Annotated in this window: 19 protein-coding genes and 1 pseudogene; 12 read left to right on the forward strand and 8 right to left on the reverse strand. The window is 68.7% G+C overall.

The features are described from left to right. Positions 1-106: 106 nt before the first annotated feature. Together AB0M62_RS18010 and AB0M62_RS18015 are read right to left on the reverse strand one after the other, a co-directional pair. A complete protein-coding gene (locus AB0M62_RS18010) occupies positions 107-304 on the reverse strand; it encodes a DUF397 domain-containing protein (protein WP_366075179.1) in 198 nt (65 codons plus the stop codon). Then, positions 301-1,149 carry a helix-turn-helix transcriptional regulator gene (locus AB0M62_RS18015; protein ID WP_366075180.1) on the reverse strand — a complete coding sequence of 283 codons (849 nt, stop codon included), beginning with the start codon at positions 1,147-1,149 and terminating at the stop codon, positions 301-303. The genes AB0M62_RS18010 and AB0M62_RS18015 overlap by 4 nt, the downstream gene beginning before the upstream one ends. A gap of 196 nt (positions 1,150-1,345) precedes the next feature. Here AB0M62_RS18015 and AB0M62_RS18020 point away from each other — a divergent pair, with 196 nt between their 5' ends. Beyond that, a complete protein-coding gene (locus tag AB0M62_RS18020) occupies positions 1,346-2,005 on the forward strand; it encodes an ATP-binding protein (RefSeq protein WP_366075182.1) in 660 nt (219 codons plus the stop codon). Positions 2,006-2,135: 130 nt separating this feature from the next. On the opposite strand, the gene AB0M62_RS18025 is transcribed toward AB0M62_RS18020, so the two are convergent. Next, positions 2,136-5,309, reverse strand: coding sequence for a DUF3427 domain-containing protein (locus AB0M62_RS18025; protein ID WP_366075183.1), 3,174 nt, complete (start codon positions 5,307-5,309; stop codon positions 2,136-2,138). A gap of 74 nt (positions 5,310-5,383) precedes the next feature. Further along, positions 5,384-6,391: an SEC-C domain-containing protein gene (locus AB0M62_RS18030; RefSeq protein WP_366075184.1), complete on the reverse strand. Its 1,008-nt coding sequence runs from the start codon at positions 6,389-6,391 to the stop codon at positions 5,384-5,386. Between the two features lie 120 nt (positions 6,392-6,511). Between AB0M62_RS18030 and AB0M62_RS18035 the strand changes: the two genes are divergently transcribed. From AB0M62_RS18035 to AB0M62_RS18050, 4 genes are all read left to right on the forward strand, one after another. Then, positions 6,512-7,309 carry a class E sortase gene (locus tag AB0M62_RS18035; protein WP_366075185.1) on the forward strand — a complete coding sequence of 266 codons (798 nt, stop codon included), beginning with the start codon at positions 6,512-6,514 and terminating at the stop codon, positions 7,307-7,309. A 114-nt stretch (positions 7,310-7,423) separates the two neighbouring features. Beyond that, positions 7,424-7,705: a DUF6412 domain-containing protein gene (locus tag AB0M62_RS18040; protein ID WP_366075289.1), complete on the forward strand. Its 282-nt coding sequence runs from the start codon at positions 7,424-7,426 to the stop codon at positions 7,703-7,705. Positions 7,706-7,829: 124 nt separating this feature from the next. After that, on the forward strand, positions 7,830-8,561 hold the full coding sequence (yidC, locus tag AB0M62_RS18045) for a membrane protein insertase YidC (protein ID WP_366075186.1): 732 nt from the start codon (positions 7,830-7,832) through the stop codon (positions 8,559-8,561). A 133-nt stretch (positions 8,562-8,694) separates the two neighbouring features. Then, positions 8,695-9,552, forward strand: coding sequence for a fumarylacetoacetate hydrolase family protein (locus tag AB0M62_RS18050; RefSeq protein ID WP_366075187.1), 858 nt, complete (start codon positions 8,695-8,697; stop codon positions 9,550-9,552). 80 nt (positions 9,553-9,632) lie between these two features. Here the strand turns inward: AB0M62_RS18050 and AB0M62_RS18055 are convergent, their stop codons facing one another. Both AB0M62_RS18055 and AB0M62_RS18060 read right to left on the reverse strand, forming a co-directional pair. Next, complete coding sequence (locus AB0M62_RS18055) at positions 9,633-10,103, reverse strand: heme-degrading domain-containing protein (RefSeq protein ID WP_366075188.1); 471 nt, start codon at positions 10,101-10,103, stop codon at positions 9,633-9,635. Next, positions 10,100-11,236 (reverse strand): Gfo/Idh/MocA family oxidoreductase, encoded by a 1,137-nt coding sequence (locus AB0M62_RS18060; protein WP_366075290.1) that lies wholly within the window; start codon positions 11,234-11,236, stop codon positions 10,100-10,102. Before AB0M62_RS18060 ends, AB0M62_RS18055 begins: the two co-directional genes overlap by 4 nt. A 57-nt stretch (positions 11,237-11,293) precedes the next feature. Here AB0M62_RS18060 and AB0M62_RS18065 point away from each other — a divergent pair, with 57 nt between their 5' ends. From AB0M62_RS18065 to AB0M62_RS18095, 7 genes and pseudogenes are all read left to right on the forward strand, one after another. Continuing rightward, positions 11,294-12,511 (forward strand): ROK family transcriptional regulator, encoded by a 1,218-nt coding sequence (locus tag AB0M62_RS18065; RefSeq protein ID WP_366075189.1) that lies wholly within the window; start codon positions 11,294-11,296, stop codon positions 12,509-12,511. A 385-nt stretch (positions 12,512-12,896) separates the two neighbouring features. Continuing rightward, the gene (locus AB0M62_RS18070) at positions 12,897-13,733 is read left to right on the forward strand and encodes a hypothetical protein (protein ID WP_366075190.1); all 837 of its coding nucleotides are present in this window, start codon (positions 12,897-12,899) and stop codon (positions 13,731-13,733) included. Positions 13,734-13,752: 19 nt separating this feature from the next. Then, positions 13,753-14,133 (forward strand): annotated as a pseudogene (locus tag AB0M62_RS18075) (GntR family transcriptional regulator); the annotation flags it as partial. Further along, positions 14,115-15,248 (forward strand): alkaline phosphatase family protein, encoded by a 1,134-nt coding sequence (locus tag AB0M62_RS18080; RefSeq protein WP_366075191.1) that lies wholly within the window; start codon positions 14,115-14,117, stop codon positions 15,246-15,248. The pseudogene AB0M62_RS18075 and the gene AB0M62_RS18080, both read left to right, overlap by 19 nt. Positions 15,249-15,392: 144 nt before the next feature. After that, the gene (locus AB0M62_RS18085) at positions 15,393-16,172 is read left to right on the forward strand and encodes an HAD-IIA family hydrolase (protein ID WP_366075192.1); all 780 of its coding nucleotides are present in this window, start codon (positions 15,393-15,395) and stop codon (positions 16,170-16,172) included. 107 nt (positions 16,173-16,279) lie between these two features. Then, a complete protein-coding gene (locus tag AB0M62_RS18090) occupies positions 16,280-16,900 on the forward strand; it encodes a hypothetical protein (RefSeq protein WP_366075193.1) in 621 nt (206 codons plus the stop codon). A gap of 182 nt (positions 16,901-17,082) precedes the next feature. After that, positions 17,083-18,093: a glycoside hydrolase family 6 protein gene (locus tag AB0M62_RS18095; protein ID WP_366075194.1), complete on the forward strand. Its 1,011-nt coding sequence runs from the start codon at positions 17,083-17,085 to the stop codon at positions 18,091-18,093. Between the two features lie 120 nt (positions 18,094-18,213). Here the strand turns inward: AB0M62_RS18095 and AB0M62_RS18100 are convergent, their stop codons facing one another. Beyond that, a complete protein-coding gene (locus tag AB0M62_RS18100) occupies positions 18,214-20,148 on the reverse strand; it encodes a galactose oxidase-like domain-containing protein (protein ID WP_366075195.1) in 1,935 nt (644 codons plus the stop codon). Continuing rightward, positions 20,145-22,046, reverse strand: coding sequence for a cellulose synthase catalytic subunit (locus AB0M62_RS18105; protein ID WP_366075196.1), 1,902 nt, complete (start codon positions 22,044-22,046; stop codon positions 20,145-20,147). Before AB0M62_RS18105 ends, AB0M62_RS18100 begins: the two co-directional genes overlap by 4 nt. Positions 22,047-22,365: the final 319 nt, after the last annotated feature.

The following is a 22,365-nucleotide window of genomic DNA, read 5'->3' on the forward strand; positions in this document are numbered from 1 at the left end:
TCGCAGCCTGCCGGCCGGCGCGGAGGGGGTACGTCCGAATGTCTCGAGATTGTGATGGAAGTGTGCGCGCGATGCGCACAAGCGATCCCGTACCGACAGGCTCGACCTACAACCGACCGTCGCGCAGGGCCCCCACAAAACCGGCCCAGGCAACCCCGCCGAAGCTGAGCCGCGGCCCGTCGGGCCGCTTGGAGTCGCGCACGGCGGCGACGCCGGGCAGGAAGGCGGCCTCGACGCACTCGCCGCCGGTGCCGTTGCTGTAACTGCTCTTCCGCCACTGCGGGCGGCTGGGAGGCAGGTTCATCGGGAGTGCTCCTTCAGAGCTCTGTGGACCAACGATGCCGATCGCTGCGGACTCAGAGCGAGAGCCCTGAGGTGGTCGAACGCCTTGGTGTAGAGCTGTACGTCTGCCGGTTGCTCAAGGTAGACCGAGTCCGTCAGGCCTTCTCGATACACCACGTCCGGATCCTCCTGTTCTGGAAAACCGAGGATGGTGAACGGGCCCGTCGCCGGGTAAGCCCCCGCGTCGAACGGTAGGACCTGAACCGTCACGTTCCTCAACTTCACCAACTCCAGCATACGTTCGAGCTGTGCTGCCATCACCTGGCGAGTGCCGACCACATGCGAGAGCGCGCTTTGGTGGACAACGGCCCAAAGGTCGGGAGCGCTCGTCGCAGTGAGTAGCTCCTGGCGACGGAGCCTTACGTCCACGAGTCGTTGAATCTCCTCATCGGTCTGATCGGCGGCAGCCCGGCTCAGCTCGGTCGCGTACTCCGAGGTCTGCAGAAGGCCGGGTACGAACTCGCCCTGATACGTGTGCAGGTTCGAAGCGGCCTGCTCAAGTCCGACGTACACCGAGAACCATGCCGGTACGGCATCGCCATGGGCGCGCCACCACCCCTTGGTCTTCGACTCCTTGGCGAGCGACTTGAGCAGCTCCCTCAGCTCGTCGGATGTCCCGTAGAAGCGGCAGAGGGCGTCGATATCCGACGGCTGGACGCGCCCCTGACCAGTCTCCATACGGTTGACCTTGGACCCGCTCCAGTCCAGCTCCTTACCCACCTGGGTGCAAGTGAGGCCGCTGTCCTCGCGGAGCTTCCTGAGCTCAATCGCCAGGCGGCGACGCCGCGCTGTGGGTGAACCGGCCACTTCAACTCCTCGTCCAGTAACGGAATCTCATCCCATCGGAAGGAGCTCGATTCTCCAATCACTCGATGGGGCGAATCTCTTCGTGCACATTGCATGAAGGGATTTGCTGCTGCCATCCTCGCACCCATGGCAACCGAGAGTTGCCACAGCGTCACGCGACGTGCAATGAGGTGCTAACGGTGAAAGGCGGGCGCTCATGGCCATCGACTACGAGAGCTGCATGGAGCGGAGGTCTTGGGAGCTGCCCTTCCTGGCAGAACCTCAAGAAGTAGTGAGCCTGCGTCGCGTACTTCGGCTGCACATGACTCTCTGGGGTCTGTCAGAGGTGGTTGAAACGGCCCAGATCTGTGTCACTGAGCTTGTGAGTAACGTGATCCAACACGTGGGCAGCGGGACGCCGACCACGCTTGCGGTATCGATGAACGGACCTCTCGTACGAGTGGAGATCCGCGATCCCGACACCCGCGCGCTTCCTACCCTGCTTGCGGCCCATCGCGACGCTGAATCGGGCCGTGGACTCGCCCTCGTGAACGCCGCCGCCGACCGTTGGGGAGTCATCCTTCGAGACGACCACAAGGTTGTGTGGTGTGAGCTCGCCACTTGCCTCACGTCCCCGAATGAGCTCACTCAGCGACGGAAGCTCGGGCTGACGGAGGGCTGCTCGACGCTCTACGGCGGTGGCCAACGTGCGAGGCGACATCGACACAGTCCACTGGAAGGGGCACGCACGCAGGAAGCCGCAATCGACCTCATCGCTGACGTCCTCCATTGGCTCCGAGCGCGCGGCTTCCACGCGGATGAGGTGCTCGACCACGCTCAGATGCGTTTTGAGGCAAGCATGCAGACCGTGGAGTGATCGCAACACTGCTTATCCCAGGGGCGGCGCCGCAAGGGCGAACCCGTCGAGCCTTAGCCGGAGCTCATCTCGCGCACGCGTTGTCGTGCTGGCTGAGCAGCGCCCGTCGCCGACAGCCAGCACGCTCCCCTTAACCAGCAGCGATAGCCGAGTACGTCCACACATCGGCGGGCAAATCGTGCCGGAGCTTCCACACGATGCCCATCGGCTTGCTGCCCTCGTGCTTCACGTACTCGGCTGGACCGAGCAGCATCCACGGTTGGGGGCCACCGATGTCCGTCTTCTTGTAGCGGCGGACGAAGAGGAGGACGTGGCTGCCCCGCTCCACGTGCGTCTGGTATCGGACCCCGGTGAGGGAAGTCTTAGACGTCTGGTTCTGGGACTCCCAGTGGAACAAGGACTCGTTCATGGCGTAGTCCTTGTAGCGCGTCTGCGGAGAGAAGTCCTTCTCGTCCTTCTCGAGCGTGATCAGCAGCGCGTCGGTCTGGATGCCCTCGCACCACTTCACGCCCTCGCGGAAGTGCCCCGGCATAAAGCCCCCGATGGCCGATTGCCCCAGCGAGGGCAGGATCTCTTCGCGGCTGTATGAGGCGTGGACGGTGAGGGGAAGGCCGGCCAGCTCTCCGAGGAGAGGTACAGGGACATGGTCGGCCTGGTCCAAGGCGTGACCTAGTACCTGTCGGAGTTCGCTCCTGAAGGCGTGCTGTGACCGAAGCGAGTCGAAGGCTTCCTCATAGGTGGCGAAGCCGCCGCCCAAGGGCCAGAGGGAGAAGAAGAACATGCGCGCATAGGCCTGCTCGCGCTCGGCGAGGTCATCGTAGGCGGGCGCGTCGTCCGTGAGGAGCTTCGTGTACGCGGCCACTCGGTGCGGATCGTCCACGTGGAGGAACGCAGACGCTCGCTTGAGGAGCGCTCCCTCTCCTTCGGGCGCGGGATCCGTCAGCAGCTTGGACCGGCGGAGCAGCCCCGTCCACGAGTTTCCGTTACCGCGGTAGATCTCCTTGATCTCGCGCCCGCTCTCCTTGAGGTACTCGGCGAGGCGAGGCTCTGCGTACCGACCTACTTCAAGGGCGAGCTGGCTGACGTTGACGTTGATCTGACTGCGGATGTTCTCGATGACCAGGTCCTTGGCCTTCGACTCAAGGATGATCTGGCAGCCCGAGGGCAACTGCGGGAAGTCGTGCTCAATGTTCGAGAGGAGACGGTTGCGGGTGAGGTTGGTCAGCGCGCGGAACTGTTCCTCGAACCGGAACTCCTTGCGATGCTGGCCGATGAAGTCCAGAACGGTCAGGACCGCCTTGTCCTCGGTCCGACGGAGTCCACGACCCAACTGCTGGAGAAACACGGTGGCGCTCGAGGTGGGTCGTAGGAGCAGCAGCGTGTCCACGTCAGGGATGTCGAGGCCTTCGTTGAACAGATCCACTGAAAAGATCACTTGGAGCTGACCGGACTTCAGGGCATCGAGTGCTGACTTGCGCTCCGCGCGTGGTGACTCTCCCGACAGCCACGCGGCGTCGAGGCCGGCTCGTTGGAAGAACTCGGCCATGAAGCGGGCGTGAGCCACGGATACGCAGAAGCCGAGTGCACGCATGGTGCCAGGGTCGGTCACCTTGTCCCGGACTGCTTTAACGACGAGGCGCGCACGTGCGTCGTTGCCGGTGAAGAGGTTGCTGAGTGCCCCTGCGTCGTATGAACCGCGCTTCCAAGTGATGGCGCTCATATCGGTGTTGTCCGTCACGCCGAAGTAGTGGAACGGACTCAACAGGTCGTTCTCCAGCGCCTCCCACAGACGCATCTCGGCAGCAATCCGGCCATCGAAGAACTCGTCTTGGACATTACGGCCGTCCATGCGTTCCGGAGTGGCCGTGAGTCCCAGAAGCTCCAACGGGGCGAAGTGATCAAGGATTCTGCGGTAGGTGGGCGAGACGCCGTGGTGGAACTCGTCGATGACGATCACGTCGAAGTGGTCCGGTGGGAATCGGTCCAGGCCACGGGCATTGAGAGACTGGACGCTCGCGAAGACATGGTTCCACTCGTCGGGCACGTCACCGCTGTGTAGTTCTTCGCCGAAGTTCGCGTCGATGAGCACGTCCTGATACGTACGGTGCGACTGCCGCAAGATCTCCTGGCGGTGAGCGACGAACAGCAGCCGCAGATCGCGGCCGTGCTTCTGTCGCAGGTGCTTGTAGTCCAGGGCCGCCATGACCGTCTTGCCCGTTCCCGTAGCCGCAACCAAGAGATTGCGGTGGCGATCGTGCACCTCGCGCTCGACTTCCAGGCGCTCGAGCATGTCGCGCTGATGGGGATACGGCCGCACCTGAAGCCCGGACAGGCTGATCCGTCGGTCGCCAGCGCTGCTCGTACTTCTCCCGGCTTGGCTGAGAGCCTCATCGAGCCGCTGGGCATCGCGGTCTGGGTCGTAGGACTCGAAGGCCGATTCGCTCCAATATGAGTCGAATGTGGCCTCGAACTTCTTGATGACGGCAGGCGTCGCCACTGCGGACAGGCGGACGTTCCATTCCAGGCCGTCAAGGAGCGCGGACTTGGAAAGGTTGGAGCTGCCGACATAGGCGGTGTCGTAGCCGCTGTTACGACGAAAGAGCCAGGCCTTCGCGTGCAGGCGGGTCGACCTGAGTTCGTAGTTGACCTTCACTTCGGCGTTGAACTCACGAACCAGGCGATCGAGGGCTCGGCGCTCGGTGGCTCCGATATAGGTCGTCGTGATCACGCGCAGGCGAACCCCGCGAGCCTGCGCTGCTCTGAGGGGCTCTTCCAAAACCCGCAGCCCATGCCACTTCACGAAGGCGCAGAGAAGATCTATTCGGTCGGCCGTCGCGAGCTCTCTCCGGAGCTCGAATCCGAGGCTCGGGTCCTCGGGGGAATTGGTGATGAGGGCGGTCTCGGACAGTGGTGTCGCCGGGCGTATGGCGTACACGCCTGGCGCTTCCTGCTCGGCCACTGCGAGGAGCTGTCGTGGACCGTCTGCGACGAGCTCGATCCACTCCTTGGCCCCTTCGATCGAGCTGAGGGACTCCAAGATCTCGTTGACTGCGATGACTTGTTCGCTTGGACGTAGACCCTGCAAAACGCGCTTCACCGTGTCGCCGATGTGCCGCGAGAGGACGTGTGGGGACGAATCCGCGCCAACCAGGGCGTCGATCGCTATCCAGCCGCCGGCGTCCAGTTCCTCGATCCGCTGCTGGAGCCGATTCGTGATCAGTTTCTCGTAGAGCCCAGCGACTGGCGCTGCCTGGACCTCATAGTTGTTGCTGCTCACCGCTGCATCCCCCACCTTGCGACTCATGCACGTGTTCTACCAGGGGCCACCGACATGAAGGCGGTAGATCAACAACAGCTGTGGACGGCGACGCGTTGCCCTTAGGAGGACGGCGCCGCCCCGTGGCAGTCCTTGTACGTCCTACCCGAGCCGCACCAGCAGTCCGCGCTTCGCTCCGGCGGCCACGGGGTCGCCTTGCCGCGGGCCGCCAGCGTGGTGGCGTACTCCGCCAGTACCGTCGTCGATTTCGGTGACGCCTTCTCCGAGGCCGCGAAGGCCTCGTAGGACGGGACCGATCCCGTCACAATGCCCAGGTTCGGGGTTCCCGACGCGGCCAGTTCGCGCAGAGCCGCCTCGATCCGGGTCAGGTGGGCCTCGTGGGAGGGGTATTCGGCGATCAGGGCCGGGTACGCCGCTACCAGCTCGCTGAGCTCCTCGGCCGGCCAGTGCAGGACCGCGACCGGGAACGGGCGGGACAGGGCCGCCCGGCGCTCGCCCAACTCCGCGCGCAGGCGGGCGATTTCCGCGCTGAGTTCGGCCGGGTTGTCGGAGCCAAGGGACCAGACCCGCTTCGGGTCGTGGAGTTCGTCCAGCGGGATCTCACCGGTGTGGTGGGTGTCGGCGACCATGTCCCACTCGTCGTGCGGGGTTCCGGCAAGGCGGCGGACGCGGTGGCGGCCGGTCAGCAGCGCGTGGGCCGCGTACGAGATCGGCTCGTCGGGGTAGATCAGGAGCTGCGCGCCCTCGGTGAAGCAGTCGTCCGCCGCCTGCAGCTCGTCGTGGGACTCGAGGGTCTCCGCGATGATCTCCCAGGGCGCGGCGTCGCGCGGGGCCGCGGCGCGGATCCCGTCGATCAGCGCGCGGGCCTCGGCCTCGTGGCCGTACTCCCAGAGGTTCGCGGCCTGGAGTGCCTTGATCAGGTGCGGGTTCGACGGGCCGGCGGCGAGCAGACGGTCGTAGATCGTCGTCGCCCGCTCACGCTCGTCCGCCAGCTCGAGGTGGGCTGCGGCCTGGAGGAGCAGCTGCTGGTTGTCCTCGGGATAGCGCTCGGCGGTACGCAGCAGGCGCTCGGCTTCGGCGATGTGATCGGCAGGAATGTCGGGGCGCATGATGCACACCGTACTGCTGTACGGGGGTGTGGGGACTGGTTCCTTCATGCCGCACGCTGTCCGTGGCCTGGAGAGTTGTCGGAGGACCCCTTATCGTGCGGGGCGGTGGAAGGGGGGCCCGTGCGGGAGCGGTTGCCGGTGGTCGTACAGGGGACCGTCCGCAGGCGGGCGGCTCTGGCGCGCGGTCTGTGGGCGGCGGCCGAAGTGGCGGTGACCCTCGGTGTGGTCCTGCTTCTGCTCGTCGTGCACCAGCTGTGGTGGACGAACCGGGAGGCGCGGGAGGGTGCCGAGCGGCAGGTCCAGGCGTTGGAGCGGGCCTGGGAGCGGACCGAGGTCCCTGCGGATGCGCCTCTGGAGGACGCAGCCGGGGAGGATGCGCCCGAGGAGTTGGTTCCGGTGCCCGACGGCCCGCAGGCCGAGGAGACCGTACGGGCCGGCGCGCGGGAGAAGCCGCGGGCGCCGCGGTGGGACCGGGCTTACGCCGTGCTCAGGATTCCGCGGCTCGGCGTGGCCGCGCCCGTCGCACAGGGAGTGGGGAAGCGCGGCGTCCTGGACAAGGGGTACGTCGGGCACTATCCGCAGACCGCCCAGCCCGGCCAGGCCGGGAACTTCGCGGTGGCCGGGCACCGAAACACTCATGGTGAGCCGTTCCGCTACATCAACCGGCTGCGGGCGGGTGACGAGCTGCGCGTGGAAACGCGAGTGGGGCGCTTCACGTATGTGGTGGACCGGACGCTGGCGCAGACATCCGCGCGGGACGGCGGTGTGATCGCGCCGATTCCGCGGAGTGCGGTCAAGCCGGCGTACGGCTACGGGAAGCTCGGGTACTACATCACGCTCACCACCTGCACTCCGGAGTTCTCCTCCAAGTACCGGCTGGTGGTGTGGGGGAAGCTGAAGTCGGTCGAGCGGCGTTAGGGCCGCCCACCCCGCTTGTCAGTGGGGGTGGTTAGTATCGAAAACGCTCGCACGCGCGGGCACGCAGGGGAGAGGGGGGACGGCATGCGGGTAGCCGGCGCGACCGCGGTGCGTATGCAGTTGAGCCTGCTCCTCTTCCTGCTCGCCGGGCTCCTGCTCAGCCAGAGCGGCCTGGCGGGTGCCGTCGCGCTCGCCGCCACCGCCGCGGCCGGAGCCGCGCTGCTCGCCTCTACGGTGATCGCCGCCCGCTGTGCGGCGCCCGTCCCGCCGACGCGAATACGGACCGCCATACGCGACCGGGAGCGGCGCACCGCCTTCCTGCCCCAGCGCGATCCCGACGCTTCGGGGCGTCCGCGCCCCAGGGCCCCCGGCCGTCTCGTCCCGACGGCCGCGTAGGGTCCCGCACTTCACGTACGACACGTACGGCTGGGGTGTGTCTTTCGCCCTCTTCGTGGCTTGTCACGCCGATATCTGCCCTTTTCGGTACTTCGGTTCGACGAGACCCCTCGGAGGGTTTTCCATGTCCGTTTTCGCCACTCTTGTTGTGCAGCTGGCCGGGCTGCTCGACCCGGTTTTCGCGGCTTCCGCCACCGCCGCGGCGATCGTGCTGTTCACGATGCTCGTACGGGTCGCCATGCACCCGCTCACCAGGGCTGCCGTCCGCGGTGAGAAGGCACGGGCGGCGCTCGCGCCGCAGCTGGCCGCGCTTCGGAGCACGTACGGCCGGCCCAAGGACGCCGACCGGCTGCAGAAGGCCGTGCTCGAGCTGCACGCGGAGGCGAAGGTGCCGCCGCTGGCCGGCTGTCTGCCGATGCTGGTGCAGCTGCCCGTCTTCTTCGTGATGTACCAGATCTTCTCGTCGTCGCGGATCGGCGGCGAGGTCAACGAGCTGCTCGGGCAGAAGCTGGGCGCCGCGCCGCTCGGTGCCCGGTGGTTCGACGCGCTCGGGGAGGGTGGGGCGTTCGGGGCGCAGGGACTGGTGTTCCTCGGGCTGTTCGCCGCGATCGCGGCGGTGGCGACGTGGACCTTCCTGCGGGCCCGCCGCCGGACCGCCGACGCCGTGGTGGCGATACCGGCAACCCCTGGCATGCAGGGGCTGACCCGAGTCCTTCCGCTGCTCACGTTCGGGACGCTGGTCACCGCGGCCGTCGTGCCGCTCGCGGCCGGGCTCTACCTGCTGACGACCACGGCCTGGACAGCGGTCGAGCGAGCCTGGCTGTACCGCGACCGGCCCACCACTACCGCCGGGTAACGGTCCAGTCCGTGAACAGGGTGTTGCGGAGTGGACATATTCCTTGGAGGATCAGCCAATCCTCCGATGGCCGCACCCCATCGGCCGGCCCGGGGGCACCCCCGGGCCGACCCTCGACCACGGGAGAATGCCCATGAAGCTGCTGCGTGTCGGCACGGTGGGGGCCGAGCGCCCCGCGCTGCTCGATCAGCACGGAACCCTCCGTGACCTGGCCGGACTTGCCCCGGACATCGACGGCGCACTGCTCGCCGACCCGTCCGCTCTCGCCCGGATACGGGACGCGGCGGCGGCCGGCGAGCTGCCGGTGCTCGATGCCGAGGACTCGCGGATCGGGCCCCCGCTGGGCCGGATCGGCAAGATCGTGTGCATCGGGCTGAACTACCACGACCACGCGGCGGAGACGGGCGCGCAGATACCTGTCGAGCCCATCGTCTTCTTCAAGGCGCCGGACACCGTCGTCGGCCCCGACGACAACGTGCTGGTTCCGCGCGGCAGCGTGAAGACGGACTGGGAGGTGGAGCTCGCGGTCGTCATCGGCCGTACCGCCCGCTACCTCGACTCGGCCGAGGACGGTCTCGCCCACGTGGGCGGCTACGCGGTCGCGCACGACGTCTCGGAGCGCGAATTCCAGATCGAGCGCGGCGGCACCTGGGACAAGGGCAAGAACTGCGAGACCTTCAACCCGCTCGGCCCCTGGCTGGTGACGGCCGACGAGGTGCCGGACCCGCAGGCCCTGAGCCTGAAGCTCTGGGTCAACGGCGAGCTGAAGCAGAGCGGCACGACCGCCGACCAGATCTTCCCCGTTGGTGAAGTGGTCCGCTACGTGAGCCAGTTCATGACGCTGTACCCGGGCGACGTCATCAACACCGGCACCCCGGCGGGTGTGGCGATGGGACAGCCCGACCCCAAGCCGTACCTGCGCTCGGGTGATGTGGTGGAGCTGGAGGTCGAGGGACTGGGCCGCCAGCGGCAGGAGCTGAAGGACGCTTAGCCGGTCCTGTTCCGCCCCGTATTGACCTGTGTTGCCATGACCGGCCGGCCGCAGGACGGCCGGCCGGTCACGCCGGAACATCAGCCTGCCGTGAGGTGCTCCAGTGCCTCCACGACCATGGCGTGGTCCTCGGCCTGCGGAAGGCCGGAGACCGTGACCGTGCCGATCACGCCCGCGCCTTCGACCGCGAGCGGGAACGAGCCGCCGTGCGCGGCGAAGCGGTCGGGGTCGAGCCTCGAGGACTCCTCGAACGTGGTGCCCTTGGCGCGGAAGCGCGTACCGACGAGGTAGGAGCTCTCCGCGTACCGCTCGACGACCCGGCGCTTGCGGTCGATCCAGGCGTCGTTGTCGGCGGTGCTGCCCGGCAATGCGGCGTGGAACAACTGCTGCGGCCCGCGCCGGATGTCGATGGCGACCGGCGCCGACCGGGCGGACGCCAGCTCGACGAGCAGGCCGCCCAGACGCCAGGCGTCCTCGTATGTGAACGAGGGCAGGACCAGACGGCGTTCCTGCTCCTCGAGCGCCGCGATGTCGGGGGTGTCCGCGCTCATGCCTTGGGCTCCCGTTCCGCCTGCTGCCGTTCGGCGTGCTCCGATTCGGCGTGCTCCAGCTCGACCGTGATGCCCTCGCGAGCCGAGCGACGCGCGGCCTCCAGTACGTCCAGCGCCGCCGCCGCCTCCTGCGCGGTGACGGGGGGCTTCCCGCCGTCGCGGACGGCTGCCGCCACCGCGGTGTAGTACGCCGGATAGTCGCCCGGCAGCGTCGGTACGGGAATCCCGCCGCCGGTCAGCGGAGACTCTCCGGAACCCACGCGTCCGCGCGCCGATTCCGGCTCCTCGCCCCACGCGCCGTCGGCCGACGGACGCTTGCCCTCGCGCAGTGCCGCCTCCTGGGGATCGAGGCCGTACTTCACGAATCCGGCCTTCGAGCCCAGCACCCGGAAGCGTGGACCGAGCTGGGCGGTGGTGGCGCTGACGTAGAGGTGGGAGCGGACCCCGCCGGCGTGGGTGAGCGCGATGAACGTGTCGTCGTCGGTCTCGGCGCCGGGGCGGCGTACATCGGCTTCGGCGTAGACGCGTACCACCGGGCCGAAGAGCACCAGTGCCTGGTCCACGAGATGACTGCCGAGGTCGAAGAGCAGACCGCCGATCTCCGCCGGGTCGCCCGACTCGCGCCAGCCGCCCTTGGTCTGGGGCCGCCAGCGCTCGAAGCGGGACTCGAAGCGCTGGACCTCGCCCAGCTCGCCGTCGGCGATCAGCTGCTGGAGAGTGAGGAAGTCGTTGTCCCAGCGGCGGTTCTGGAAGACGGACAGCAGCAGCCCCCGCTCCTCCGCGAGGCCGGCGAGCTCGCGCGCCTCGGCGGCGGTGCCGGCGAGCGGCTTGTCCACGACGACCGGCAGACCGGCGTTCAGCGCGGCGCGGGCGATCGGGACATGCGTCTTGTTGGGGGACGCGATGACGATCAGGTCGAGCTCGTCCGCGCGCTCCCACAGCTCGTCCGGCGACTCCGCGATGCGGACACCGGGAACGGCGGCGCGGGCCTCGTCCTGCCGTTCCGGATTCGAGGTGACGATCGTGTCGAGGACGAGGTCCTCGGTTGATGTGATCAGCGGAGCGTGGAATACGGAGCCCGCCAGGCCGTAGCCCACGAGCCCTACGCGCAGAGGGGTGCCGGTGCCAGTCATGTTCCCCACTTAAGCAACGCTGTTGCCAAAGTGCAAGCGCAGTGGAGAATGGCGGATGTGAACAGGGGTAACTCAGGGGCCGGGACGGCCGGGGCCAATCTGCCGTTGCTGCGCAGCCACAACGCCGCGCTTGTGCTCGACCTGCTCCGTACGGCGGGTCCGGACGGCATCAGCCGCCTCGAACTCGCCGAGCGGACCGGGCTCACCCCGCAGGCCGTCAGCAAGATCACCGCGCGACTGCGGGCGGACGGGCTGGCGGCGGAGGCGGGCCGTCGCGCGTCCACCGGCGGCAAGCCGCGCACGGTACTGCGCCTCGTCCCGGCGGCGGGCTACGCCGTCGGCCTGCACCTGGACCGTGACGAGCTGACGGCCGTCCTCGCCGACCTGTCAGGCACGCCCGTCGCGGCACGCACCGCGCCGCTGGCCTTCGGCGCGGGCGCGGAGCAGGTGGTGGAGGCGGCGGCCCGCGAGGTCGAGGCGCTGCTCTGCCAGGTTGCGGGGGACTCGCCCCCGGGAGTGGTGCCCGAGGCCGAGCCGGCTGCGGACGAGCCGGCCGCTCCGGACGGAGCCCGGGGAGTCCTGGGTGTCGGAGTTGCTGTGCCCGGGCCTCTTGATCACGCGGCCGGTGTGCTGCACCGTGTCACCGGCTTCCCGCACTGGGACGGGTACCCCCTGCGCGACGCCCTCGCCCGCAGGCTCGGCCTGCCGGTCGTGCTCGACAAGGACACCAACGCCGCGGCTCTGGGCCTGGCTCTGGGCGGGGTGGCCGACGACCCCGCCGGGGAATCCTTCGCGTACCTCCATCTCGGTACGGGCCTCGGTGCAGGCCTCGTCCTCGCCGGGGCGCTCCACCGCGGTGCCCGCACCGGCGCGGGCGAATTCGGCCACCAGGTGATTCAGTTGGACGGCCCCCTGTGCAGTTGCGGCAGCCGCGGCTGTATCGAGGCGCTGTGCCTCGACGCGGTCGGACGCGGCGACATCGCCGAGGCCGCGCGCGTCCTCGGCGCCGGAGCGGCGAACCTCGTCGGGCTGCTGGACATCGACCGCGTCCTGCTCGGCGGCCGGACGGTCGACGCCGACGCCGAGCGCTTCGTGCGGGGAGTGGCGGACGTACTCGCCGAACGTGCCCGGCGCGAGGGCGGACCCGGCGCGGTGCCGGTGGCGGTGGCCGTGGCGCCGGGCGGCGCGCGCGGAGTCGCGGACGGGGCGGCGCAATTGGTCCTCGCGTCGGTGTTCGGCCGGGCGGCGGAAGTAGCCTTCCCTGCCCGACGCTGATCCGACGCCTATCCGGCGCCTATCCGGCGCCTATCCGGCGCCGATCGGGTGCGGCCGGCTCGGTCGGCTCGCCCCGCCTGCCCGGCCCCGCTCGGCCCGCCGAGCTCGCCCGGCCCGCCGGCCCCGCTGGGTGCACGACCGCTCGACCGCGCGACCGAACGCGACCCCGCGAGCGATCGCACCGCGCTGACCGCGCCCGGAGCGCGGTCGCCACTGGACCGTTCGCGTGGATTCGGGGATCGGTCCGGGTGCAGGGGCTCGTGGCGTCCCGGTGAAGGCCGGCGCGCCTGGCAAGGTCTCGGCCGAGCCATGTCATTTAGTCATCTGGTCCGACAAATGTCCGATACGCGTCCGACGCACGCCCGGCGAGCAGCGAAGGCCCTTCATGCGACTGCCCACTGCCCTTGCCCTCGGAGTTGCCACAGCAGCGATCGCCACACTGGCGATGGCGGCAGCGGCGATCGTCCCGGCCGCCCCCGCGGTCGCCGCCCCCGCGGTTCCTGGCCCCGCGGTTCCTGGCCCCGCTCTCGCCGACCAGACGGTCGCAGCCGGCCCGGGCCTGCCGGCCGGCTGCGGGGACCCCGCCGGCCGCGAGTTTCCGCTCCGTGCCGCGATCGACGGCGGGCCCGCGATCTACCGGCCCGGCGGCGAGTGGAAGACCTGGCAGTTGGAGCTGACCAACACCACCCGGGATGTATGCCGCGAGATCCATCCTGTGGTCGTACTCACCGACCGCGACCGGGTACTGAAGGCCTCTCACGTCCGGATGGAGTTCTTCGACGCGGAGGCAGGCCGCCACCGGCCCGCGACCCTGGAAGAGACGGACGAGGACGAGACCATCGGCGTCCTGCAGGACGGCACGGACTTTCCCGGCTTCACCGTCGAGCCCGGTGGAACGCGCACCGTCGAGATCCGGCTCGCGTTCACCGCCGACGCGCCGCCCAACGAGGTCGTCGCGGAAGCGGCCGTCGTCCAGCGCAAGGGCGACGACGGGGACTGGGTCGGGGAATCCGGCGACGCCGCCGGCTCCGGCGACTACCGCTTCTCCATCGCCGCGGCCGACGAGGGCCCGTCCGAGCCACCGGCCGAGGGGCTCGCGAGTACGGGTGCGGGCACAGGCGTGGACGAGGACCGGCTCCGCCGCCTCGCTGTCGTCGCCGGCGGGCTCGTGCTCGGCGGCGGGGCCCTCGTGATGGGAGCCCGGCGCCTGCGCAGAGGCTGACCGGCCGTACAGTCCAACCGTGGACTACCCGAACGGCCAGGTCCCCGGCGCAGCCATCCGGTCCGGCGTCCCCGAGCACGGGCGCGTTCCCAAGTACTACGCGGTGAAGGCCCGGATCGCCGTACTGCTCGACGAGTTGGGCGAAGGCGGGCTGCTGCCCACCGAACGCGATCTCGCCGAGCGGTACGGGGTCGCGCGCGAGACCGTCCGGCAGGCTCTGCGTGAACTGCTGCTGGAGGGGCGGCTGCGCCGGCACGGGCGCGGCACGGTCGTCGCGGGCCCGAAGCTGGAGCAGCCGCTCGCGCTCGTCAGCTACACCGAGGGCGTACGCCGTCAGGGCCGCCGTCCCGGCCGCAACCTGATCAGCCTCGAACGCTTCCCTTGTCCCGAGGGGCTCGCGCCGCGGACTGGGAGCCCATCACCTCCTCGGACAAGGGCGGCCCCATCTTCTCCGCGGCGGTCGACAAGCGGCTGAGCCTGAAGGGCGACGCCCACGGCTACGACGTCGAGGACCCCAGGATCGCCGCCGCTGCCGCCGACGAGCTGCGGAACCAGAACCCCGACGCCGCCTACGTCTACTTCGGTGAGATCGACATCGCCGGCCACAACCACGGCGCGGCCAGCTCGCAGTACCTCGACGCGATCGCCCGCAGCGACAAGCACATCGGTACCGTGCTGAACGCCGTCACCTCGCGCCCGACGTACGCACAGGAAAACTGGACGATCCTGGTCACCACCGATCTCGGCCACACCGACGCGGGCGGTCACGGCGGCTCCTCCATCAAGGAGCGCGGCACTTTCGTCATCGCCAAGGGCGCCGGTGTCCCGGCCGGTTCCGTGCGCGGCGACGTCAGACTCGTCGACGTCGCCGCCACCGCGCTCGACCAGGTCGGCGTCTCCACCGCCGGACTCGACGGGGTCCCGCTGCGCAGCCCGGACAACGACGCCTTCGACACCCTCCGGCCGAACCTCCAGGCGCGCGTGGACGAGACCGGCATCGGATCGGGAGTGAAGGGCTTCACCCACACCGCGCCCGCCGGGTGGTCCGTCGACAACTCCAGGATGGGTACGGGCGGCGTCACCGAATGGCGTGGCTGGGCCTTCGCGACCGACGAGTTCTGGAGTCAGTCGCAGCGCGACCAGTGGCGCGAACTGAACGTCCGCTCCCGGGACGTCTTCGCCGTCGCCGACTCCGACGAGTGGGCCGACAAGAGCTTCAGCGGTACGTACGACTCCACACTGGTCAGCCCGAAGTGGGCGGTCACCGGCGGCACCTCGAGGACACTGCGCTTCCAGACGCACTACCGGCAGGAAGCCGGTCAGAAGGCCGAGGTGCTCGTCTCGTACAACGGCGGAACCCCGGCCGTGGTGAAGAGCTACACGGCCGACGCGGTCGCACGGTGGGAGTCGGTCCCCCTCCAGGTGCCGGCCGGTGCCACCGACGTCCAGGTCCGCTTCCGCTACAGCGGCAGCAACAACTGGTACTGGACTCTCGACAACGTCTGGCTCGCCTGATGCGCAGGTGAGCGCCGGGTGAAGTCCCGGCCGGCCGTCCGGGCCGTGGACGGCAAGGTCGTCCACGGCCCGTCCCGGTTACGCTGGGCGAGTCGGACAGTCGAGCAGTCGAGTATTGGCCACCGCAGAGCGGAGAACAGTCCAGTGGCAGAGCGCAAGCCGATCGAATCCTGGCTCACCGACATGGACGGCGTCCTCATCCACGAGGGCATCCCGATCCCGGGGGCGGACGCCTTCATCAAGGCGCTGCGCGAGTCCGGCAAGCCGTTCCTGGTGCTGACCAACAACTCCATCTACACTCCGCGCGACCTGCACGCCCGGCTGGCCCGGATGGGCCTCGACGTGCCCGTCGAGAACATCTGGACCTCCGCGCTGGCCACCGCGAAGTTCCTGGACGACCAGCGGCCCGGCGGCACGGCGTACGTCATCGGCGAGGCCGGTCTGACCACCGCCCTGCACGACATCGGGTATGTCCTGAGCGACTTCGAGCCGGACTACGTGGTGCTGGGCGAGACCCGTACGTACAGCTTCGAGGCCCTCACCAAGGCCATCCGGCTGATCAACGCCGGCGCCCGGTTCATCTGCACCAACCCCGACGAGACGGGTCCGAGCCCGGAGGGCCCGCTGCCCGCCACCGGGTCCGTCGCCGCGCTGATCACCAAGGCGACCGGCAGGGAGCCCTACTTCGCCGGCAAGCCCAACCCGCTGATGATGCGGACCGGGCTGAACGCCATCGGCGCGCACTCCGAGGCCAGCGCGATGATCGGGGACCGGATGGACACCGACGTGCTGGCCGGGCTGGAGGCGGGGATGCAGACGTTCCTGGTGCTCACCGGCGTCACGCAGCCCGCCGACGTCGACAAGTACCCCTTCCGCCCGTCGAAGACGGTCGACTCGATCGCGGACCTGATCGACCGCGTCTGAGGCCGCCCCGCGGGCCGGTTCGTACCCCCGTACGGATCAGTCACCGGCCCGGCCGGATGCGAAAGAGTGCGCCGCACGTGAGTCTTCTGTGTATCAGGAGGTTGACGATGCGCTCAGCTCTGCTCACTTTCCGTGCCGTAGGAGCGGCCGCCGTACTGGTGGCCGCCCCCGTCGGCACCGCGTACGCCGGTGAGGAGAACCGCGCCGCGCTCACCGTCACTCCGTCCACCGTCGCACCGGGCGGTGAGATCGAACTCCGGGCGACCGGGTGCGACGGCAGGACCGGAGCCGCCGAGTCCGCCGTGTTCGTGGCCGACGGCCATCTCTCGGTCCGGGACGGCCGCGGGAGCCCGCTGTACGGCGAGGCGATGATCACGTCGAGTGCGCAGGCCGGCCGGCACACGGTTGCAGTCCTCTGCCACGGCAAGGACGGCGAAGACGGCAAGGACGGAAAGGACGGCAAGGACGGCGAGATGAGGTCGGCGACGGCCGGCGTGCAGGTCGCCGGGCCCACGCACGGGCCGGCGGCGCACGCCCCGGCGGATGAGCCGACGCACCACCGGTCGCCGGTCTCCCCGGCAGGGGCCGGTGGCGGGGGTACCGCCACGCAGGCCGCGGCGGACGACGGGCCCAGCACTCCGCACACCGTCGTCGGCATCCTCCTCGCGGCAGCCGCCATCGTCGCGGTGGCCGGCCGGGCACTGCGACGCCGGCGCCGAAGCGACTGACATGTCCGGACGTGGCGGTCTCGGCCTGCCTCACGGGCGCCCTCTCCTGACGTAACAGCTTTCCGACGACACGGGCACCGCCCGCTGGCCGTCGGAACGCTGTGCCAGGATGGATTCGACCGGTCTTGTCCGGGCAGGGGAGCCCGGGAAGTCCTGTGCTCGGTGCACCCAAGGGGGAGTGGATGTACGGCAGTGTGAAGACGGGCATGGCCGCGGTCGGGGCGGTGCTCCTGCTTGCGGGATGTTCCTCCGGCGACGGCGACGGCGACGGCGACGGTGGGACGAAGAACCCGGTCGTTTCCCAACAGCCCAAGGAAACAGACCCGTTCTGGGTCAACCCCCAGGGCAAGGCGGCCAGGCAGGTCGCCGTCTACCTCGACGACGAGGACGACAAGAACGCCGAGCTGATCAGGAAGATCGCCGAGCAGCCGGTGGGGGAGTGGATCGGCGCGGAGGATCCGGAGGGTGAGGCCAAAGGCTTCACCGAGGCGGCAGTCAAGGCCGACCGCGACGCGCTCCTGGTGCTCTACAACATCCCGCACCGTGACTGCGGCCAGTTCTCCAAGGGCGGCGCCTCGGACGGGAACGCCTACCGCGCGTGGATCGACAGCGTGGCCAAGGGCATCGGCGACCGTCCCGCCACGGTGATCCTGGAGCCCGACGCGATCCTGCACCTGGTCGACGGCTGTACGCCGGGCGAGTTCCACGAGGAGCGCTACGACCTGCTCAAGGGTGCAGTGGAGAAACTGAAGACGCTGCCGAACACGCAGGTCTACCTGGACGCCGGCAACGCCGGCTGGCAGTCGCCGGACGCGCTCTTCGACCCGCTGAAGAGGGCGGGCATCGACAAGGCGGACGGCTTCGCGGTGAATGTCTCCAACTTCCAGACCACGCAGGCCAGCACCGAGTTCGGCAAGAAACTCTCCGCGAAGGTCGGCAACAAGCCTTTCGTCATCGACACCAGCCGCAACGGCAACGGCCCGTACACCGGCGGAGATCCCAAGGAGAACTGGTGCAACCCGCCAGGCCGGGCGCTCGGTGAGACCCCCACGACGAAGACCGGCGACCCCCTGGTGAAGGCGTACCTGTGGGTCAAGCGCCCGGGCGAGTCGGACGGCGACTGCAAGGGCGGTCCGAAGGCGGGCGACTGGTGGCCGCAGTACGCGCTGGAGCTGGCCCGCAATACGAAGTAGCCACACGGTACGTGAGGAGGGGGGCGCCCCGGCCCGGGACGCCCCCCTCCTCACGTACGACTCTTCACGTACGACCGGACGAACATCCGGACGTACATCCGGACGTACATCCGGCGATGGCTACGGCACCTCGACCCAGACCGCCTCCGACGGCGTGCCCTCGGCGTTCGCGACGAAGAGCATGTACCAGCCGGACGGGACCAGGGCGCGGTTCTCCGGGACGGTGACCGAGACGCCGTCCTCTGTCTTCGTCAGCTCCAGCGCGATGGACCGCTGGTCGACGTCCGTGACGTGGGTGACCGCGCTCGGCCGCATGAGCCGTGCGGATGTGATGGCCGCGGCGTCCTTGGACTTGAAGACGGCCGTGTCGCCCCGCTTGACGGTCTTGGGGCCCTCGCCGAGCTCCGGCCGCGAGTCGCGGAAGAGGTACGGCGGGGTGTAGATCTCGATGCGCTGCTCGAAGACGCCCGGCTTGGTGTTCTCTTTGTCGGCGTACAGCGAGTCGGAGCCGAAGATCATGACGCGCCCGTCCGGCAGCAGCACCGAGCCGGAGTGGTAGTTCCGGCCGACCGCCGGATCGGCGACCCTGCGGTACTCGCCCGCCTTCGCGTCGTACATCCGGGCCTCGAGGACGTTGGACCCGCCGCGGCCGCGGTAGTCGCTGGAGCCACCGGTGACGAGGACGGTGTCGTCGGGCAGCAGTGAGCCGCTCGGATAGCGGGTGCCCTCGGTGAGCGAAGCGCCGTCCCTGAAGCGGGGGTTGTCCTCCTTGAGGTCCACCAGCCGGGTCTTCTCACTGGCCTTCTCCGACTCGCCGACCCCGCCGCCGCCGACGACCATGAATTTCTGGTCCTGGGCGGGCGGCAGCATGACGGTGAGCGAGGTCTCCATCCGGTCCGGGTCGCTGAGGCCGGGGATCTTGGTGAACTTGTTGCTGTCCACGTCCCAGATGCCGGGCTCGCGACCCACGTCGGCGGGCCCGTAGCCCGCGTTGGAGCCGGAGTAGAAGAGCTTGCCGTTGTCCATCAGGAAGAGCGCCGGGTAGGTCGGCAGCTTCATTTCCTTCGGCAGGTACTCCCACTTCTTGGTCTCGGGGTCGTAGACCTCGTTCTTGCCCGGGACGATCTGGCCTATCTCGTCGAGCCCCGAGGTGGACAGGACCTTGCCGTCCTCCAGGGTGGTCAGCGTCGGATACCAGCGCGCCTCGTTCATGGGGTCGACGGTGATGTACTTCTCCGCCACCGGGTCGAACTCGAAGGCCTCCTTGATGCCCTGGAAGTCCTTCTTGTCGAGAGCCAGCTTCTGCGCAATGCCGTAGACGTTGCGGGCGTCGTCCCCCTTGAGACCCGTCACCCGGTAGTTGTCCTCGGTGCCGGTCTCGTACTCCTTGCCGCTCTCCTGCGCCTCGACGTAGATACGGCCCAGGCCCGCCTCCGTCCGCAGGAACCTGCCGGTCGCCGGGTCGAAGACCTTCTTCGCGCGCTCGACGACCACCGGGTCCTTCGAGACGAACGTCTTGCCGTTCTTCTTGCCGGTGAAGACCGTTCCCGCGGGCAGCGTCTTGGGCGCGTCCGGGTCCTCGTTGTGGACGATCATCAGGCCGCCGGCCTTGGTGACGTCGCCCTTGAGCTTCTCGTACCGCTTGGTGCCGCCGGCGATCAGCAGCTTTCCGTCGGGCAGCTGGGTGTGCCCGGCGCAGAACATGTCCTTGGGCGTCGGGATGTTCTTGTACGTGTCGGTCTCGGGGTCCCAGAGCACCGAGCGGAAGCTCTTGGCGTCGAAGTTCTTCTGGTTGTTGCCCGAACCGGCGACCAGCAGCACCTTTCCGGTGTGCAGCAGGGCTGCGTGAATCGTGTTGATCTTGTACTCGGCCGGTACGTCGAGCATGTCCCAGTGGCCGTTGTCGGCCTTGTACTCGGGGCGGTTGATCTTGTACTCGTGGTACTGCTCCGAGCCGAAGCGGTAGAGCGCAGGCCCGTTGAACCCCGCCAGCGCAACGACCACTGCCGCACCTATCGCTACGCGGCGGGTGCGGCGGCTTGGACGGTATTTCATTTCTTACGTCCCCCAAGGGCGATCTGCATGGTCTGGTCTGCGGCGGCGAGGTTCGGCTTCTCGGGCGAAACGTGTCGCTCGGGCTGAACGGGTGGGCGGGCCTTCCGCTTCTTCTCCTGCCGGACGCCGTGCCGCCAGGCGAAGATCGGGGCGGCCGTGATCAGCAGCGCCAGCGAGGCCCAGGTGATCATCGCGGGGTGGTCGTGCCCGAACCAGAACGAGGAGGCGAGCGATCCGCCGAAGACCAGGATGAAGAAGAGGTGGATGCGGAAGGTGCCGAAGAGGGTGTCCGGGCTGGAGGAGTCGCCCTTGGGCGTCACCACGAACGAGCTCTTGCGACGCAGCACCGCGTCCATCAGGGAACGCGCGTAAATCGGTGCGGAGAGAGCGGACATCACCATGCCGGCGAGTCCGCCGGAGCCCTCCGGCTCGTGCGGCGAGACGTTGTGGCGACGGTTCCAGATGTAGAGGCCGATCTGGAGCGCGGACGCGTTGCCGTACAGCATCATCCACATGGCCGGGTCGATCTGCACACCCGAGGCGCCCATGCCCAGGAACAGCGCACAACTCAGGGCCGCGAGGATCCAGTTGAGAGCCGACATCGGGTAGAAGATGATCATCATCGTGTAGTTGAAGAGCTTGCCGGCCGGCATCGTGCCGTAGCCCCTCCAGTACTGCTTGAGGATCGTCTCGTACGTACCGCGCGACCAGCGCAGCTGCTGCGTGAAGAAGTCGGTCCAGGCGGTCGGGCCCTCACCGACGGCCAGTACGTCCGGGGTGTAGACCGAGCGCCACTTCTTGCCCGTCGCCGGGTTCTTGGCGCGGTGCATCTCGAAACCCGTCGCCATGTCCTCGGTGATCGAGTCGTAGAGACCGCCGATCTGCTTGATCGCCCTGATGCGTACGGCGTTGGAGGTGCCGACGAACATCGGGGCCCCGTAGGCGTTTCCGGCGCGCTGGATCAGGGCGTGGAAGAGGAACTGCTGCGACTCGGCGGCCTTGGTGACGAAGGTGTCGTAGTTGCCGTAGACCTGCGGGCCGATGACGAAGCCGACGTCCGGGTCGCGGAAGTAACCGAGCATCCGCTCCAGGTAGTTGGGCAGCGGGATGTGGTCGGTGTCGACGGACGCGAAGAAGTCGTAGTCACCGCCGTGCGCGTCGAGCCAGGCGTTGTAGTTGCCGTGCTTGGTCTTCGCGCGGTGCGCGCCCTTGGGCTGGTTCCACTTCGCAACCCCCTTGCGGGAGAAGTGGTGGACGCCGAGCCGGGCACAGACTTCCTTGACGGCGGGGTCGTCGCCCTCGTCCAGCAGCCAGACGTGCATCAGCCCGCGGTGCCGGATCTTCACGGCGGCCTCGAGGGTCTTCGTCACCATCTCCAGCGGTTCCTTGCCGGGAACGAAGGAGGTGAGGAAGGCGACGCGGGTGCCGGTCTCGGGCACGACCGGGATGGGGTCGCGCGCCACCAGCGTCGCGTGCGCGTTCGAGGTGACGTTCATGGTGCGGAAGAGCTCGATCAGGCCGATCGACACGAGCATGATCACGTCGAGGATCAGCAGGGTGTCGTTCTGCAGATTGGGATCCCGCTCGGTCCAGTGCGCGGGCTGCAGCAGCCAGACGAGCAGGCCGAGGGAGACCAGCGGCGCCGCGCCCAGCAGAAGCGCGGCACGGATCCGGTGCGGTTCCTGCGAGAGCAGCGAACGGTACTGGACCTTGTACGGCTTGGCGGGGTCCGGCTGGGTCAGGGGACCGGCCAGCCGGCTGTAGTGCTCGTAGTCGTAACGCGGCAGCGCCTTCTTCTGGCGTCGGCGGGATCCTCCCGCCCGGTGCGGGGGTACCCGCAGTTGTGTCGTCTGGGACGGGTCGAAATTGTGCCGGGCGCCGGTCGGCGTCGACGTCATGAGTCATTCCCCCCGCACGCATGCTGGGCTGCGTGGTCGTCGGTCCTCTGCCCAGAGGTGCCGGTCCCCCTCGACCGCCTCGGGCACACTGGTGGCGAGCCACCGTCCCTACAGACACGGGACGGAAGCTGTCCGGTTGCATGATGCCCGCACCGACATCTGTTCGTTTACGGGGCCCCCACCCCGTTCTGCGCCGCAACCGGCCGAGACTCCAAGTGCTCGGAACGCCTGCCCCATTGGAGCCATTGGCTCCAGGATAGGGTCCACGACCGCTCGCCTTGATCGCAAGGGTGGCATACGGCCCCGAAGCGGGGTCGGA

Origin of the sequence: Streptomyces sp. NPDC051219, assembly GCF_040682335.1 — a bacterium.
Lineage (GTDB): Bacteria > Actinomycetota > Actinomycetes > Streptomycetales > Streptomycetaceae > Streptomyces.